The 16,839-nt window shown below is 52.7% G+C and carries 17 protein-coding genes; 10 read left to right on the top strand and 7 right to left on the bottom strand.

What is annotated here, in order from left to right; genetic code table 11:
• Positions 1–251 precede the first annotated feature (251 nt).
• From dld to IMQ48_RS03050, 4 genes are all read left to right on the top strand, one after another.
• Complete coding sequence (gene dld / locus IMQ48_RS03065) at positions 252–1,949, top strand: D-lactate dehydrogenase (RefSeq protein WP_196207865.1); 1,698 nt, start codon at positions 252–254, stop codon at positions 1,947–1,949.
• A 131-nt stretch (positions 1,950–2,080) separates the two neighbouring features.
• Positions 2,081–2,800: a (Fe-S)-binding protein gene (locus IMQ48_RS03060; RefSeq protein WP_196207864.1), complete on the top strand. Its 720-nt coding sequence runs from the start codon at positions 2,081–2,083 to the stop codon at positions 2,798–2,800.
• 10 nt (positions 2,801–2,810) lie between these two features.
• Entirely contained in the window at positions 2,811–4,238 is a 1,428-nt protein-coding gene (locus IMQ48_RS03055) for a LutB/LldF family L-lactate oxidation iron-sulfur protein (RefSeq protein WP_196207863.1), read from the top strand.
• Positions 4,231–4,926 carry a lactate utilization protein C gene (locus IMQ48_RS03050; RefSeq protein WP_196207862.1) on the top strand — a complete coding sequence of 232 codons (696 nt, stop codon included), beginning with the start codon at positions 4,231–4,233 and terminating at the stop codon, positions 4,924–4,926. Before IMQ48_RS03055 ends, IMQ48_RS03050 begins: the two co-directional genes overlap by 8 nt.
• Before the next feature lie 59 nt (positions 4,927–4,985).
• Here the strand turns inward: IMQ48_RS03050 and gntP are convergent, their stop codons facing one another.
• Complete coding sequence (gene gntP, locus IMQ48_RS03045; protein WP_196207861.1) at positions 4,986–6,329, bottom strand: gluconate permease GntP; 1,344 nt, start codon at positions 6,327–6,329, stop codon at positions 4,986–4,988.
• A gap of 262 nt (positions 6,330–6,591) precedes the next feature.
• Between gntP and uxuA the strand changes: the two genes are divergently transcribed.
• From uxuA to IMQ48_RS22965, 6 genes are all read left to right on the top strand, one after another.
• Positions 6,592–7,776, top strand: coding sequence for a mannonate dehydratase (gene uxuA / locus IMQ48_RS03040; protein ID WP_196207860.1), 1,185 nt, complete (start codon positions 6,592–6,594; stop codon positions 7,774–7,776).
• A gap of 80 nt (positions 7,777–7,856) precedes the next feature.
• Positions 7,857–9,332, top strand: coding sequence for a fructuronate reductase (locus IMQ48_RS03035; RefSeq protein WP_196207859.1), 1,476 nt, complete (start codon positions 7,857–7,859; stop codon positions 9,330–9,332).
• A 131-nt stretch (positions 9,333–9,463) separates the two neighbouring features.
• On the top strand, positions 9,464–10,237 hold the full coding sequence (gene uxuR / locus IMQ48_RS03030; protein WP_196207858.1) for a Uxu operon transcriptional regulator: 774 nt from the start codon (positions 9,464–9,466) through the stop codon (positions 10,235–10,237).
• Positions 10,238–10,883: 646 nt separating this feature from the next.
• Positions 10,884–11,087, top strand: coding sequence for a hypothetical protein (locus IMQ48_RS03025; protein ID WP_196207857.1), 204 nt, complete (start codon positions 10,884–10,886; stop codon positions 11,085–11,087).
• A 185-nt stretch (positions 11,088–11,272) separates the two neighbouring features.
• Positions 11,273–11,908, top strand: coding sequence for a porin (locus IMQ48_RS22970; RefSeq protein ID WP_370551827.1), 636 nt, complete (start codon positions 11,273–11,275; stop codon positions 11,906–11,908).
• Entirely contained in the window at positions 11,860–12,078 is a 219-nt protein-coding gene (locus IMQ48_RS22965; protein ID WP_370551826.1) for a porin, read from the top strand. The genes IMQ48_RS22970 and IMQ48_RS22965 overlap by 49 nt, the downstream gene beginning before the upstream one ends.
• 48 nt (positions 12,079–12,126) lie before the next feature.
• On the opposite strand, the gene IMQ48_RS03015 is transcribed toward IMQ48_RS22965, so the two are convergent.
• The 6 genes from IMQ48_RS03015 to IMQ48_RS02990 form a co-directional block, all read right to left on the bottom strand.
• Positions 12,127–12,528, bottom strand: coding sequence for a hypothetical protein (locus IMQ48_RS03015; protein ID WP_196207856.1), 402 nt, complete (start codon positions 12,526–12,528; stop codon positions 12,127–12,129).
• A gap of 425 nt (positions 12,529–12,953) precedes the next feature.
• A complete protein-coding gene (locus IMQ48_RS03010) occupies positions 12,954–13,205 on the bottom strand; it encodes a DUF3343 domain-containing protein (protein ID WP_196207855.1) in 252 nt (83 codons plus the stop codon).
• The gene (gene yjiL / locus IMQ48_RS03005; protein ID WP_196207854.1) at positions 13,202–13,969 is read right to left on the bottom strand and encodes a putative 2-hydroxyacyl-CoA dehydratase activator YjiL; all 768 of its coding nucleotides are present in this window, start codon (positions 13,967–13,969) and stop codon (positions 13,202–13,204) included. Before yjiL ends, IMQ48_RS03010 begins: the two co-directional genes overlap by 4 nt.
• 9 nt (positions 13,970–13,978) lie before the next feature.
• Positions 13,979–15,130 carry a double-cubane-cluster-containing anaerobic reductase gene (locus tag IMQ48_RS03000; protein ID WP_196207853.1) on the bottom strand — a complete coding sequence of 384 codons (1,152 nt, stop codon included), beginning with the start codon at positions 15,128–15,130 and terminating at the stop codon, positions 13,979–13,981.
• Positions 15,131–15,248: 118 nt separating this feature from the next.
• Complete coding sequence (locus IMQ48_RS02995; RefSeq protein ID WP_196207852.1) at positions 15,249–15,488, bottom strand: DUF2164 domain-containing protein; 240 nt, start codon at positions 15,486–15,488, stop codon at positions 15,249–15,251.
• A 9-nt stretch (positions 15,489–15,497) separates the two neighbouring features.
• The gene (locus tag IMQ48_RS02990) at positions 15,498–16,778 is read right to left on the bottom strand and encodes a DUF445 domain-containing protein (protein WP_196207851.1); all 1,281 of its coding nucleotides are present in this window, start codon (positions 16,776–16,778) and stop codon (positions 15,498–15,500) included.
• Positions 16,779–16,839: the final 61 nt, after the last annotated feature.

Here is a 16,839-nt window from a genome sequence, read left to right as displayed (position 1 = left end):
TAGGGTTAGCTCTAAATAGGTATGAATTGATTTTTGGAATAAAGGAAATAAGATGTTTAGTGATGGCTTAACGGTTGTGGGATGAATTTTCATGAGATCAGGATTCAATATAAAAATGTGAGCGAGGCCGAAAGAAATAAAACGGGGTATTGCATGTGGGTATTGATTGGGGGATTATTTGATTTTGTCATACAAATGAATGTGTCGCCATTTTCGATTGCCCTGATATAAGGAGCGGAGAGCCGCCCTCCATGAAAAACACTGATAATAAAACCTTTTTGACTGCACTTATCCAACGGGTTGGCCCCGCTCATGTCCTCACCGAACCGTCCAAAACAGCGCGTTACCGCAAGGGCTTCCGTTCAGGTCAGGGCGAGGCGCTGGCGGTGGTGATCCCCGGCTCTCTGCTTGAACTGTGGCAGGTGCTCAGCGCCTGCGTGGAGGCCGATAAAATCATTTTGATGCAGGCCTCAAATACAGGCTTGACGGAAGGTTCCACGCCGAACGGCAAGGGCTACGACCGTGAAATCGTTATCATCAGCACGCTGCGTCTGGACAGTCTGCATGTGCTGGATGAGGGTAAACAGGTGCTGGCGTACCCGGGCACCACACTGTATTCACTGGAAAAAGCGCTGAAGCCGTTTGGTCGTGAGCCGCATTCGGTGATTGGTTCTTCCTGTATTGGCGCGTCGGTAATCGGCGGCATCTGTAATAACTCCGGCGGTTCGCTGGTTCAGCGTGGTCCGGCATATACCGAGATGTCTTTGTTTGCTCAGGTGGATGAGCAGGGGCGTTTGCAACTTGTCAATCATCTGGGCATCGAACTGGGCGAGACGCCGGAGCAGATCCTCACCCGGCTGGATAACAACGCGATTGCGCGTGCTGACGTCAGTCATGACGGGCGTCACGCGCACGACCATGACTATGTAACCCGCGTCAGAGACGTTGATGCCGATACCCCGGCACGCTACAACGCCGACCCGGACCGCCTGTTCGAATCCTCAGGCTGCGCGGGGAAACTGGCGGTGTTTGCCGTGCGTCTGGACACCTTTGAAGCCGAGAAGAATCAGCAGGTGTTCTACATTGGTACCAATCAGACCTCGGTGTTGACGGACATTCGCCGCCATATGCTGGCGACGTTTACACACTTACCGGTCGCCGGTGAGTATATACATCGCGATATCTATGATATTGCAGAGAAATACAGCAAAGACACCTTCCTGATGATCGACAAACTCGGCACCGACAAAATGCCGTTTTTCTTCAATCTGAAGGGGCGTACCGAAGCCATGCTGGAAAAGGTGAAGATTTTCCGCCCGCACTTTACCGACCGCGCGATGCAGACGTTCAGTCATCTTTTCCCGAGTCATCTCCCGCCGCGCATGAAAACCTGGCGTGACAACTATGAACATCATCTGATGTTGAAAATGGCAGGGGACGGTATTGGCGAGGCGCAGGCGTGGTTAACGGAGTTCTTTAAAACGGCGGACGGGGATTTCTTCGCCTGTACCCCGGAAGAGGGAAGCAAAGCGTTCCTGCACCGCTTTGCGGCGGCGGGGGCCGCCATCCGCTATCAGGCCGTTCATTCTGATGAGGTTGAGGATATTCTTGCGCTGGATATTGCGCTACGCCGGAATGATACCGAGTGGTATGAACATCTGCCGACTGAAATTGATAATCAGTTGGTACATAAACTCTATTATGGCCACTTTATGTGCCATGTGTTCCATCAGGATTATATCGTTAAAAAAGGTGTCGATGCGCATGCGTTAAAAGAACAGATGCTGGATCTGTTGCGTCAGCGCGGGGCGCAATATCCAGCCGAACATAATGTCGGTCACCTTTACAAAGCGCCTGAAAATCTGGTGCGGTTTTATCAGGAAAATGACCCGACCAACAGTATGAATCCGGGAATTGGTAAAACCAGTAAACGTAAAAATTGGGCCTGATGGACAAAAATAAAAAGCGGAAATGTCAGGTTTCACCGTTTTATCAATGAGCAGATTTTTATTATTGAATTATTACCGGGCGGTAATGTGCCGCCGGTTTTAAAAGGCAATGAAGCAATGGGGTATTTATTGTGAATGTAAATTTCTTTGTCACCTGTATTGGTGATGCGCTGAAATCACGGATGGCACGCGATTCCGTATTGTTGCTGGAAAAGCTCGGCTGCCGCGTTAATTTCCCCGAGAAGCAGGGGTGCTGCGGTCAGCCCGCCATTAACAGTGGTTATATCAAAGAAGCCATCCCTGGGATGAAAAACCTGATTGCCGCACTGGAGGATAATGACGACCCGATTATCTCCCCGGCTGGCTCGTGTACCTATGCGGTGAAAAGCTACCCGACGTATCTGGCCGATGAACCCGCATGGGCATTGCGTGCCGAGAAGGTTGCCGCGCGCATGCAGGATCTCACTTCTTTTATTGTCAACAAACTGGGCATAGTGGATGTCGGTGCCAGCCTGCAGGGCAGAGCGGTTTACCACCCTTCGTGCAGTCTGACCCGCAAGCTGGGCGTGAAGGAAGAGCCGCTCACGCTGTTGAAAAACGTGCGCGGTCTGGAGCTGTTAACCTTTGCCGATCAGGACACCTGCTGCGGATTTGGTGGGACGTTCTCGGTCAAAATGGCCGAAATATCCGGTGAGATGGTGAAAGAGAAAGTCCTGAATCTCATGGATGCGAAACCGGAATATTTGATTGGGGCCGACGTCAGCTGCCTGCTGAACATTGGCGGCCGACTGCAGCGGGAAGGCCAGCCGGTCAAAGTAATGCATATTGCTGAAGTGCTGATGAGCCGCTGAGGGGAAAGAGATGTCGATAAAAACCAGCGATGTAGAGTTTAAAACGCGCATTCGCCAGCAAATTGACGATCCGATCATGCGCAAAGCCGTGGCTAACGCGCAGGGGCGCATCGGTGCGAACCGGCAAAAAATGGTCGATGAGTTAGGGCACTGGGAAGAATGGCGCGACCGTGCCAGCCAGATCCGCGACCACGTTCTGAGTAACCTCGACGCCTACCTGTATCAACTCTCTGAGAAAGTGACGGAAAACGGCGGTCACGTGTATTTTGCGAAGACCAAAGAAGAGGCCACCCGCTACATTTTGCAGGTCGCGAAAGCGAAAAATGCTAAGAAGGTGGTGAAGTCCAAGTCGATGGTGACCGAAGAGATCGGCGTTAACCACGTGCTGCAGGATGCCGGTATTCAGGTGATCGAAACCGATCTGGGTGAGTACATTCTCCAGTTGGATCAGGATCCGCCTTCGCATGTGGTGGTCCCGGCTATCCATAAAGATCGCTATCAGATCCGTCGTGTGCTGCATGAGCAGATGGGTTATGACGGTCCGGAAACACCGGAAGCGATGACCTTGTTCATCCGCCAGAAGATCCGCGAGGATTTCCTCAGCGCTGAAATTGGCATTACTGGCTGTAACTTCGCGGTGGCGGAGACCGGCTCGGTTTGCCTGGTCACCAACGAAGGTAACGCGCGGATGTGTACCACGTTGCCGAAAACGCACATTGCAGTGATGGGCATGGAACGTATCGCGCCGACGTTTGCAGACGTGGACGTGCTGATCACCATGTTGGCGCGCAGTGCGGTGGGCGCTCGTCTGACGGGTTACAACACCTGGCTTACCGGACCTCGCGAGGCGGATAACGTCGACGGGCCGGAAGAGTTTCACCTGGTGATTGTGGATAACGGTCGCTCGCAGGTGTTGGGTTCTGAGTTTCGCGATGTGTTGCGCTGCATTCGCTGCGGGGCCTGTATGAATACCTGCCCGGCCTACCGCCACATTGGCGGGCACGGCTACGGTTCCATCTATCCCGGTCCTATCGGGGCGGTGATCTCTCCGCTGCTCGGCGGCTATAAAGATTTTAAAGACCTGCCTTACGCTTGTTCACTGTGCACGGCCTGCGACAGCGTTTGTCCGGTGCAGATCCCGCTGTCGAAGCTGATCTTGCGCCATCGGCGGGTGATGGCGGAAAAGGGTATTACCCCGAAAGCGGAACGTCGGGCGATCAAAATGTTTGCCTATGCCAACAGCCATCCAGGGCTGTGGAAAGTCGGCATGATGGCCGGTGCCCATGCGGCGAGCTGGTTTATCAATGGCGGCAAAACGCCGCTCAAGGTTGGCGCCATCGGCGACTGGATGGAAGCCCGCGATCTTCCTGATGCTGACGGAGAGAGCTTCCGTAGCTGGTTTAAGAAACATCAGGCGCAGGAGAAAAAGAATGGATAACCGTACCGCGTTTTTAAATACAGTTGCCCAGGCGCTGGGCCGTCCGCTGCGACAGGAACCGCAGGCCGAAGCCGCGCCGGTGAACAACTATGCCAACGAGCGGCTGACCGAACTCAGCCCGCAGCAGCGCTGCGACGCGTTTGTTCAGTTTGCCAGCGAGGTGATGCTGGCGCAGTGCGAACTGACCCATGAGGCGCAGGCCCCAGAGGCGGCGTTACGTCTGTGCCAACAGCTGGGGCAGCAGCCGGTGGTGGTCAGCGGCGACAGCCGGTTGGCAGAGCTGGGGATAACCGAGCGTTTGCAGCAGGCGTGCAATGCCGTGGTCTGGGAGCCGGCGCGTGGAGCCGAGAATATTGTTCAGGCCGAACAGGCGAAAGTCGGCGTGGTGTACGCCGAGTATGGTTTGACGGAGTCCGGAGGCGTGGTGCTGTTTTCTGCCCCGGCTCGCGGGCGCTCAATTAGCCTGCTGCCCGAGTCCTCTATCTTTGTGCTGCGTAAAAGCAGCATCCTGCCGCGCGTGGCACAGCTGGCGGAGATTCTGCATCAGAAAGCGCTGGCCGGTGAGCGTATGCCGTCGTGCATTAACATCATCAGCGGGCCCAGTTCGACGGCGGATATTGAGCTGATCAAAGTCGTTGGGGTGCATGGCCCAATCAAAGCGGTGTATCTGATTATTGAAGATTGTTGAGAGTTGCGAAGAAGTCCGCTCTGGCGCAGCAGGCCAGAGCGGTACAAAAGGTTACAACATCAGGCAATCATGCTGATAATCAGCACTATTGTCAGGCCAACCACCGAGTTCACCAGCTCCAGCAGACCCCAGGTTTTCAGCGTGTCCTTCACCGACAGGTCAAAGTAACCTTTGAACAGCCAGAATGAGGCATCGTTGATATGGGTCAGGGTGTTGGAGCCCGCCGCCGTAGCCAGTACCAGTAACGCCGGGTCAACGCCAACCAGCTGACCGGTTGCCGGGTCGAGGATTGCCGCGCTGATAATCCCTGCTGCCGTCATTGCCGACACCACACCCTGGCCGGTTGCCAGACGGATAAGCACGGTGATCAGCCACGCCATGATGTATGGCGAAATATTGCCGTGCGACATCAGCATGCCGATGGTATCGCCGATGCCGGTATCGATGATGGTCTGCTTCAACACGCCGCCCGCGCCGATGATCAGAATTACCATGGCGATGCTTTTCACCGCGTTTTCAAAGGCGTTCATCACCCACTGCATGTCGTGCCCGCGTGCGGTACCAAACAGCACGAAGGCGACGATCATGGCGATAAACATCGCGATGGGTGAAGAACCTAAGAAGTTGACCACTTCCCACGCCTGCGTTCCCTTAACCAGCCAGATGTTAGCAATGGTGGTGGAAATCATAATAATCGCCGGGATCAGCGGTACCAGAATCGACACGCCGAATGACGGCAGATTGTTCTGGTCAACCGGTACGTCGGCTTTCATAAACGAGGGGGTTGGGCGATCAAGGTTGCCGAGAAACTTCGGCAAGATCAAACCGGCGCAGATCACGCTCGGGATCGTCACCAGAATACCGTAGATATATACCATGCCCATGTCGGCACCGTAGGCGTTGACCAGCGCCACCGGACCTGGCTGCGGCGGGAACAGCGAGTGAGCGGTGGTGGCGGCAGCGACGGCGGGGATAGCCAACTTAAGGAACGGGATCTTCGCTTCTGCGGCAATGACGATCACCAGCGGTGCCAGCATAATAAAGGCCACTTCATAGAACATCGCCAGGCCGAAGATCAGACCAATTATGATCACCGACAGCTGTACGTAGCGCAGACCGAGGCGCGCCAGCAGCGTGTGGGCAATTTGGTGTGCCGCCCCGGAATCGACCATCAGCTTGCCGATCACCGCACCAAACACCACGATAATTGCCAGCTCACCCAGCGTACTGCCAAAGCCGGATTTCATGGTGTGCAGCAGCGCCATTAAATCCATCCCCGCCAGCATGCCGACGGAGAGCGCCGCCAACAGCAGGGCGATCATCGAATTGATTTTGAAGCGTAAATTGAGTACCAGCATCAGACCGATGCCGAATACGACCCACAGAATATTGAGAACGTGCATACAACGTCACCCTTTCTTTGGTTGAACTATTATGATTTTGGTTGAGATGTTATATGTATTGGTCAACCATTGATGCGATGAATATCACACTCGTTACAGATTTACACAGTTGATGTGGTTGGTGAGTTGTGAGTCTTTGATCATCATTCGTATTTATCGTGATTTGGTTAACCAATTTAGTTGTTAAGGTTGACATGTCATACCAAAAAGAGGAATTTATGCGCCATATTGTCGAGTCCATAACGTAAATGAGGAATAAAGCATGGAACAGACATGGCGTTGGTACGGCCCGAACGATCCGGTCACGTTAGCAGATGTCCGTCAGGCGGGAGCGACGGGGGTTGTCACCGCATTGCACCATATCCCGAATGGGGAAGTGTGGTCAGTGGACGAGATCCAAAAGCGTAAAGCCATCGTCGAACAGGCGGGTCTGGTGTGGTCGGTTGTCGAAAGTGTGCCGATCCACGAAGACATTAAAACCCGTTCCGGTAACTATCTGCAGTGGATTGCCAACTACCAGCAGTCTCTGCGTAATCTGGCGCAGTGCGGGATCCGCACCGTGTGCTACAACTTCATGCCGGTCCTCGACTGGACGCGTACCGATCTGGAATACGTTCTGCCGGACGGTTCCAAAGCACTGCGTTTTGATCAAATTGAATTCGCAGCCTTTGAGTTACACATCCTCAAACGCCCGGGTGCAGAAGCCGACTACACCGCGGATGAGGTCGCCCAGGCGAATCACCGTTTCGCCACCATGAGCGAAGAAGACAAAGCGCGTCTGACCCGCAACATCATTGCCGGTTTGCCGGGGGCTGAAGAAGGGTACACCCTTGACCAGTTCCGCCAGCATCTTGCGCGTTACAAAGATATTGATAAAGCCGCGCTGCGCGAGAATTTTGCCGTCTTCCTGAAGGCAATTATTCCGGTTGCCGAAGAGGTTGGTGTACGTATGGCAGTGCACCCGGACGATCCGCCGCGCCCAATCCTCGGCTTGCCGCGTATTGTATCCACCGTGGAAGATATGCAGTGGATGGTGGAGACGGTTAACAGCATGGCTAACGGTTTCACTATGTGCACTGGCTCCTACGGCGTGCGTGCGGACAATGACCTGGTCGATATGATCAAACAGTTTGGCCCACGTATTTACTTCACCCACTTACGCTCCACACTGCGTGAAGACAACCCGAAAACCTTCCATGAAGCGGCGCATCTTAACGGCGACGTCGACATGTACGAAGTGGTGAAAGCCATCGTCGAAGAAGAGCACCGCCGTAAAGCCGCAGGCAAAGAGGATTTGATCCCGATGCGACCGGACCACGGCCACCAGATGCTTGACGATCTGAAAAAGAAAACCAATCCGGGCTATTCCGCAATTGGCCGCCTGAAAGGGCTGGCGGAAGTGCGCGGCGTGGAGATGGCTATCCAGCGCGCTTTCTTTAGCCGCTAAAGCAGACTTGCCGGTCACCTGTCTGGCCGGCTTTATTCTTTTCTCTTCCGTTGGTCTTTCAACGGGTTCTGGAGTTCACGATGACAACGACAATTGCCAATAGCAACCTGCCGGTTGCGCGCCCTGTATGGGACGGTTCTCGCCTGCAATCCCGCATTGTTCACCTGGGATGCGGCGCTTTTCACCGTGCGCATCAGGCGCTATACACCCATCATCTGCTGGAGACCACGGACAGCGACTGGGGCATCTGTGAAGTGAACCTGATGCCGGGTAACGACTGCGTGCTGATTGAGAATCTGAAAAAACAGCAACTGTTGTACACCGTGGCGGAAAAAGGTGCGGACAGCACCGTGCTGAAAGTGATTGGCTCGATGAAAGAAGCGTTGCACCCGGATCTTGATGGCTGTGACGGTATTTTACGTGCCATGGCGCGCCCGCAAACAGCGATTGTCTCACTGACGGTCACGGAAAAGGGCTACTGTACGGATGCTGCCAGCGGTCAGTTAGATCTCAATAACCCGCTGATCCAGTACGACCTGGCCAATCCGACGACGCCGAAATCGGCCATTGGTTACATCGTTCAAGCCCTGCATTTACGCCGCGAGCAGGGGTTGCCGGCCTTTACCGTGATGTCCTGCGATAACGTGCGTGAAAACGGGCACGTGGCGAAGGTTGCGGTGCTGGGCCTGGCGCAGGCGCGCGACCCGCAACTGGCGCAGTGGATTGAAACCCACGCCACTTTCCCGTGCACCATGGTGGATCGCATTGTTCCAGCGGCGACGCCCGAAACGCTGCAGGAAATTGCCGACCAACTGGGCGTTTACGATCCGTGCGCCATCGCCTGTGAGCCATTCCGCCAGTGGGTGATCGAAGATAATTTTGTCAACGGGCGTCCTGACTGGGACAGCGTTGGCGCGCAGTTTGTGGCCGACGTGGTGCCGTTTGAAATGATGAAGCTGCGGATGCTCAATGGCAGCCACTCTTTCCTCGCCTATCTGGGCTATCTCGGCGGTTACGAAACCATTGCCGATACCATGACCAACCCGGCGTACCGCAAAGCGGCGTTTGCGCTGATGATGCAGGAGCAGGCACCGACGCTTTCGATGCCGGAAGGTACCGATCTAAACGCCTATGCGACGCTGCTGATCGAACGCTTCAGTAATCCGTCCTTGCGCCACCGTACCTGGCAGATTGCGATGGACGGTAGCCAGAAACTGCCGCAACGCCTGCTGGATCCGGTGCGTCTGCATCTGCAAAACGGCAGCGACTGGCGTCATCTGGCGCTTGGCGTGGCGGGCTGGATGCGCTATACCCACGGGGTGGATGAGCAAGGGCAAGCCATAGAGGTGGTTGATCCGCTGTTGGCAGAATACCAGCGCATTAACCAGCAGTTTCAAGGGGCTGAGCGGGTCAGGGCATTGCTGGGACTGAGCGGTATTTTTGGTCATGATTTAGCGGAAAACGCCGACTTTGTGGCGACGGTCAGCGCAGCGTATCAACAGCTGTGTGACCGGGGGGCGCGTGCGTGCGTCGCGGCGTTAAGCGCTGACGCATAATCGCTACAGGTTGACGGGTCAATCAAATATCTATTTGGTTGACCCGTTTTCTGTTTTTGGTGCGCCGCAAATGCTATAGTTCGATACTCAATAACCGTATCCGACTCAACGTATCTGACGGGCATAACATAATGAAATCGAACACTTCTCAGCAAAGACCCTACCAGGAAGTGGGCGCCATGATCCGCGATCTGATTATTCAGACACCGTACCATCCCGGCGAGCGTTTGCCCCCGGAGCGCGAGATTGCCGAAATGCTCAACGTTACCCGTACGGTGGTACGCGAAGCGTTGATCATGCTGGAGATTAAAGGGCTGGTGGATGTTCGACGCGGCGCCGGGATCTACGTGCTCGACAGTGCGGATGCCCAGGCCATCGACGGCCCGGATGTGAATCACTGTAATGACGCCGGTCCTTTTGAGCTACTCCAGGCCCGCCAGTTGCTGGAAAGTAATATTGCCGAGTTTGCCGCCCTGCAGGCTACCCGTGAAGACATCGTCAAAATGCGCCAGGCGCTGCAGCTGGAAGAGCGGGAGTTGGCCTCCAGCGAACCGAATGGCTCAGAAAGTGGCGATATGCAGTTCCATCTCGCGATTGCCGAAGCGACGCATAACAGCATGCTGGTGGAACTGTTTCGCCAGTCATGGCAGTGGCGCGAAAATAACCCGATGTGGATCCAGCTCCACAGCCACCTGGACGATACCCATTACCGCAAAGAATGGATGGGCGATCACAAACAGATCCTGGCAGCGTTAATCAAAAAGGATGCCCGCGCGGCCAAGCTGGCGATGTGGCAGCATCTGGAAAACGTCAAACAGCGTCTGCTGGAGTTTTCTAATGTTGATGATCTCGACTTTGATGGCTACCTGTTTGAGTCCTGGCCGCTGGATAACGTGAACGCCTGAGTACCACGCTCTTTAATGCGGGCTGTTCCGGCCCGCACTTTCCTTTCCCCATCTGTATGGCATCTCTGAACCCGTATTTTTCTGCTGATAAAATCGGCGTAAAACAATGTTTCCATCACCAGATATAGCGATTTTTTCGGCGCAATGGGCAAGGTGTAAATTGATTTAGATCAATTTAAATCGACTTATTTTGAAAAGCGAAAGAATGCGGCATTTACCAAAATTTTACCTTTTCGTGCTGATTATTCGACACTGCAGGGCAATGCTAAGTGAGAATCAACGCGATTTACGTAGCGCTTAGCATCGGAAATTCAGGTATAAAGGCATATAAAAACAGGGGTTTTAGTTAAAAGTAGACATTAATAACGTTATGTAACCTATTGGTCAGAATGATGTTTTGAATGGTTGTTATCATGACCATGGTGGTGTCTGTTTTTTAATCAAATGAATAACAATGAAAATGCGTAAAGTTAAAATTACACATTATTCCATAATCAATCTACCTTTCATTTGAAACGATGTTCCATTTTTAAGTGATTTATTAACAGTTTCATTACTATTGCGTGTTTTTTTTGCCGTTGACATGTTTTTACACTGACTGCATATTTCATCGTCATAAGCGTGTAATTGCGTTCAGGAGATGACAATGCCCTCTCGAGATTATCCCGATATTCGAAAAGCCAGAGGAACCCGATCGAAAGATATGGTTCTGTTAAGTGCGCGTGTCGATACCACTTTGTGGGAATACGTTCGCACACTGGCGTTTGAAACACGAAAAAGCAAACAAGACATTATTGCTGAAGCATTAATGCTACATCGCTCGATTAATGAGAGTGAACAGCAGGAATAAATTTTATTTCGCTCGGCCTGGGTTTTATTTAAACCTTAACAATGAAATATACTTTGCCACTTTATTTTTATTTTAATGGTGTGTTATTGATCTTTTCCCTCGTTTGTCAGGGGGCTTTTTTATGTAGGCGTGTTGTCCGCATAACAAAGTTGATAGCAAAACTCACAATTAAAAGTGAGTAAAAAATAAAAAAGACAGCAGTTGCATTAGCAACGCTGGCATTAGGGGTCACATCCGTTCATGCAGCGGAAATTTATAACAAAGATGGCAATAAACCGGGTCTGTATGGCAAAGTCAACGCGGTACATTCCTGGACTGACGGCACCGACGCCGACGGAACCTGTGTTCGCTTGGGTTTCGGTGGTGAGAAACAAATTAACGATCAACTGACCGGTTATGGCCATTTTGAAAGTCAGTTTGATGCCGCTGGATCAGAAGGTTCTCAGGATGGTATTAAAACACGTCTGGCGTTTGCTGGCCTCGATTACGGTCACGACGTTAGCTTTGACTACGGTCGTAACTACGGTGTCGCTTACGACGTGGGATTTTACACTGACGTTCTTTCAGAGTTCGGCGGTGACTCCTGTGAAGATACTGACTGTTTCCTTACTACACGCACTTTTGGCGCTGCAACACTCCGTACCAAAAATCTATTTGGTGCCGTTGATGGTGTGAACCTGGCGGCGCAATACCAGGGGCAGGGGACCCAGTCAGTCAGCACGGCAACGGCTACGGTTTCTCTCTGGGTTATGACAACATCGCAGATTCCGGCGTGTCTGCAATTGCCGCTTACTCAACCAGCGCGGTTAATGCGGCGATGATGTACGGTGAATCCCACGACCTGATCCAGAATGCAAACAAAGCGCAGCATTTTGAAGCGATGGTGGCTTATTTGTTTGATTTTGGCCTGCGTCCTAACATGGCTTACGTCCATACGTGTGACAACGGCAATACTGACTTGAGCCACTACTTCTACGTTTTTGTGATGTAATGAAAAAGGCGTCTTTAGTCAGACGCCTTTTTTACATTCGGTTTCCCGTCAGGCTGATTGCAGCATGTTCCTGTGAACGTCGCTAAATAACCATTTCCAGAGCACCACTTTTATCCATGCGATCACGCAGAAGATGATATAAAAAAGTGGCTTATGCGAAATCGAAACACGCATCACTTCCATCAGGTCTACATGTAAATTTCCGGCGATGGCCATATTAATCACAAATATAGAGGCAATGGTGCTGGCCAGCAAAATAAGAATCGCCTGGATTGTACCTATCTCTGGCAGTTTTCCGGCAGCCCATTGCCAGAGGAATATTGTGGTTAAGATAAATATAATAAACAGACCTGTCGCGCCGAAAACACCAAAATCTCTATAATCCTTCATGGTGCTAAATAAACTGATAGTAATAATTAATCCAAGTATGATTTTTTTAAACCACGACATGTACTGTTCCTGAATATGCTGTTGATGTTGAATGGATATGTCCATTTTTACTCATTTTATGATTATTCTATAAATGAGTCGGTACGGATTATAAAGTGTCTGGAGAATGAATTATTGGTTATTTGCGGATTATGAAATGTTGACATTTAATTGCGGAGGAATCCGAATTTCAGCTGTTTTTAGAGTGATCTGTTTATACCCTAAATAATTCGAGTTGCTTAAAGGCGGCAAGGGAGTGAGTCCCCAAGAGCATAGATAACTATGTGACTGGGGTGAGCGAGCGTAGCCAACACATAAGCAACTTGAAGTATGACGGGTATATACTCCTTTGGGAGCAGTGAGGCGTTGTATATTGCACTCTGCGGCGCTAATCAATGGCGATAGTACCGCTTCCTGGCAGGCCAAACAGCGCGACGCGGATACGATCACGGAGCGGAAAATGTTGCAATACAGCGCCAGTTGTCGTCCTGGTAGCGATAGATGGATTCGGTATGGCCGGGGATTACCCACCGGGCGTCCTCCTCTTCAGTGCAGTCCACATAGATGCACAGGCCGCAGCCGCCGCGGAGCTGGCGGGGGATATCCGCCACTCGAAAGCTGACACCTGCGGCCTGCAACGCCTTGCGCGTTTTGATGACGCCGACGGTGGAATGAAATAAGAACAGTGCTTGCGTCACTGGCGTTTTCCCTGACGCAGGCCTATCAGCGCCGCGCCGACGGCACCCGCAAACTGCGCATCGGGATGAGTGTAAACGGGTATGCCAACGTGGTTTTCGAGCATGCGGGCGAAGGCGTTACAGTGGCTAACACCACCGGTAAACAGCAAGGGGCTCTGTGCAGAAAGCCGTCCGATAAAGTTAGCGCTGCGTCTTGCCATGGCGTTGATCACGCCTGCCAGAATTGCTTCCGGCGCTATCCCCGCCGAACGCAGGCTAATCACTTCTGACTCGGCAAATACCGTACACATGCTGGTAATAGCATGCGGCGGAACGCCTGCGGTAATGGTATCGAGCTGTTCGACACTGGCGCCGAGCGTGCGCGAGATAACGTCCAGAAAACGTCCGGTTCCTGCCGCACATTTGTCATTCATTAAAAAATCGGTGAGGTTGCCGTTGTCGTCCAGTTGAATGACCTTACTGTCCTGGCCACCGATATCAATAACGGTGCGCGTGTCTGGCACCAGCAAGCGCGCGCCCAGGCCATGACAGGAGATTTCCGTCACCTGCTTGTCGGCATAATCCACGAGCTGTCGCCCGTAACCGGTGAGGGTTAAATACGGGCGCACATCCAGCCCAGCCCGTAGCGTTTCCCACGCCTGCTCGATGGCCTCGGCGGGGCGAAACGGCGTAGGGCACAGGAAACGGCGTCTGATGACGCCCTCCTCCAGCAGAATACCTTTGGTCGCCGTTGAGCCGGAATCAATCCCTATTGAATATGTCACCCGTACTCCTTACAGCATTTCAATAAAAGCCGCGACGCGGGTGCTTAGCTGGCCGATATCCGCCGTGGAGTAGTCGGTTTCGATCGCAATATAAGGAATGTTGTGCTGCTGGCGAACATGACGTTTAATCGCCAGTGATTCAACGGCATAGGTATGACAGGCCTGGAGAATAACATCAACGACGCCGTCGGCCTGATACTCTTCAACCATCTGACTGAGCATCTTCAGGCGCTGGTCGTTAGGGGAAATACACGAGCAGCCGATGGCGAGATATTTATCAGTCAGCGCGTCGTAGACGTCGCCGGTTTCTGCCACGCATTGTTCGGTAGCTTTCGCACCGGTACAGTTTTCATAGCCCACAACCCAGCCGCCATTTTCTTCAATGGCACGGACCACTTTTTCCGCCGCCCCGCCAATAGGACAGCCGGTTATCAAGATGCGAGGCCGTGACGACAAACGTTTACCATCTTGCCATTCCTGGCGTACGCGCTCGGCCATACTTTCAAGCTCGTCGATAAGCGCTTCTTTATCAAAGCGGAAAGTTGCGCCGTAGACCACTTTCAGGATGTCACTGCCGCTAAGTGCGGGAGGATTAAGCTGCCCAACGCGGTAGAAATTCGCCAGCGCGCGGCGCTCACGGTTTTTGAGGACGATCGCTTCACGCAGCGCGGCTTCGGTAATTGGGGTACCAAAACGGGCTTCGACAGCCTGTTGCAGACGCAGGATTTCTGCTTTCCATAGCGCGCGGGAGGCAGCATCGTTGGCGCTGTTAGGCAGTTGCATAACATGTACCGCTTTAAATTCGGCCATGTATTCGTACATTTTTTTCTTGCCGTCGCAGGTGGTTTCACCCACTACCAGATCGGAAAAGTAGAAGTAGGGGCATTTATCGGTTTTGCCAAAGCCGTAGCTGCTTTTGATAAGCGGACACAGGTTCCGCGGTAGATCCTTTTCGGCTTCTTCAATAGTTTCGTCAGATGTGGAACACAGCGAGACAACAACGGCACCTGCCGCCATCGCTATCTCCTGTGGCATAAAGGTGCAATAGGTTCCCACGAGCGGAATACCCTGCTCTTTAAGATCCATTACGGTGAGGAAGCCTTTCTGACGGGCATCAGAGAACTGGTTGAAAATGGAGGGCAAATCGGTGATAAGCGACATGGTTTTCCTTCCCCGTAACACGGGCGAAAGTGAAAAGACGGCGCATTATAACCCTGTCATTGCTGTGTGTTTATTGATCTCCCTCGCGATGTCCACATTTGTTCACTGGCCGCAAGAGTCATAAGATTTTCTTCAGATCCATCTCTTCCTGGATCCGTTCGCTGTAGGCGAGATGGGTGCGGATCGCTTCTTCAATACCGGCGTTGTAAAACGCAGGCCCCAGTTTTTCGATAATAAAATCAATAAAAAACTCGGCATCGAACTGCTCAAGCTCGAGATCAAAGTGGTCGCTGCAATAGGTTTCCAGTTCGTTGCGCAGGCGATCGCGCTCCGAGGAGGACAGGGTGATTTCAGCCATTTTTTCTCCTTAAAAATTCGGCAGTGTGAGCAGGGATGGAATTTGTGACAACAGATATAACACCAGCCCGATAGAACCGCCAACCAGCGTGCCGTTGACGCGAATAAACTGCAAATCTTTGCCGATGTTGAGCTCAATTTGCTGCGACATCTCCCGTGCATCCCAGCTTTTGACCGTGTCGCTGATATGGCGCGTCAGGAAGGTGGCGAACTCCGGTGCAACCTTTTGCGCAGCTTGCTCCAGGTGCTCATTCAGCGATGTGCGCAGGGCGCTATCGGCAACCAGCGTTTCGCCAAACCATTGCCCGGCGCTGGCAATGCGTTGTTTCACGCGAGAATCATCGGCGTTAATGTCGGTTTTTACCCACTGACGCAGGTCGGCCCACAGTTCCCCGAGATAACGGTTAAAGGCCTCGTCCTCTTTCAGGTAGCTTTTGAGGCTTTCTGCACGGACGGTCATCTCCGGATCGTGTTTGAGCTTGTCTATCAAGTTCAACGTGGCGCGATCGAAGGCGTGACGGATCTGATGCGCCCGATCGTGACTGATATCATCCAGCAGGGAGTTGACGGCATCAGAGACCAGTTCGGCGCTGTGTTCGCCCAGCCATTCGGTTGGCAGGATCTTCGCTTTGAGCGGATGCTCGGTCTCCAGCCAGCGCACGATCTGCTGGGCGATAAACGCCCGCGAACTGTCGCGTTGTAGCAGGGCGATTAGCTGCGTAATCAGCGTGTCGAGCAGCACCTGATGGCGATTGTTTTTGGTCATGCTTTCCAGCATTAACGCGCTGGTGCTGGAGAGATCTACCTTGTCGATGGCCTTATGCACCGCGCGTTTGATCAGCCGCTGGATGCGGGCGTCGTCGGTCAGTTCCAGAAAGCCGCTCATGATTTGTAGCAAATGCTGGCCGATGCGCTGGGCATTCTCCGGCTGACTGAACCAGTTGCCAATCAGCAGCGCTGGTTCATGACGGCGAATAAGTGCCACCAGTGACTGGGTATCGAGGAACTTTTCCTGCACAAATTGACCAAGATTTTCGCCGATTCGGTCTTTATTACGCGGGATAATCGCCGTATGGCGTGAGATAAAGGGGATGGGTACCCGGCGAAAAAGCGCGACCACGGCGAACCAGTCCGCCAGCGCGCCCACCATCGCCGCTTCGGCAATCGCTTTGATCCCGAGCACCCAGAAATTGGGCGGTAGAAACAGCGTGATGACGAAGGTGGCGGCAGCGATCAGCAGCAGAGAGAGCGCCAGTCGCTTGGCGCGTTTGAGTTCAGCAATTTTATTCATAGGCTTAAGGATAGAGCCAGACCGGGGGATCGTGCAAAAATTGTGGTGTATATCCCATTTT

Origin of the sequence: Citrobacter sp. Res13-Sevr-PEB04-36 (assembly GCF_015672735.1) — a bacterium.
Classification (GTDB): domain Bacteria; phylum Pseudomonadota; class Gammaproteobacteria; order Enterobacterales; family Enterobacteriaceae; genus Citrobacter.
Note: the sequence above shows the minus strand (reverse complement) of the source record. Positions and strands in the feature narration are given on the sequence as shown.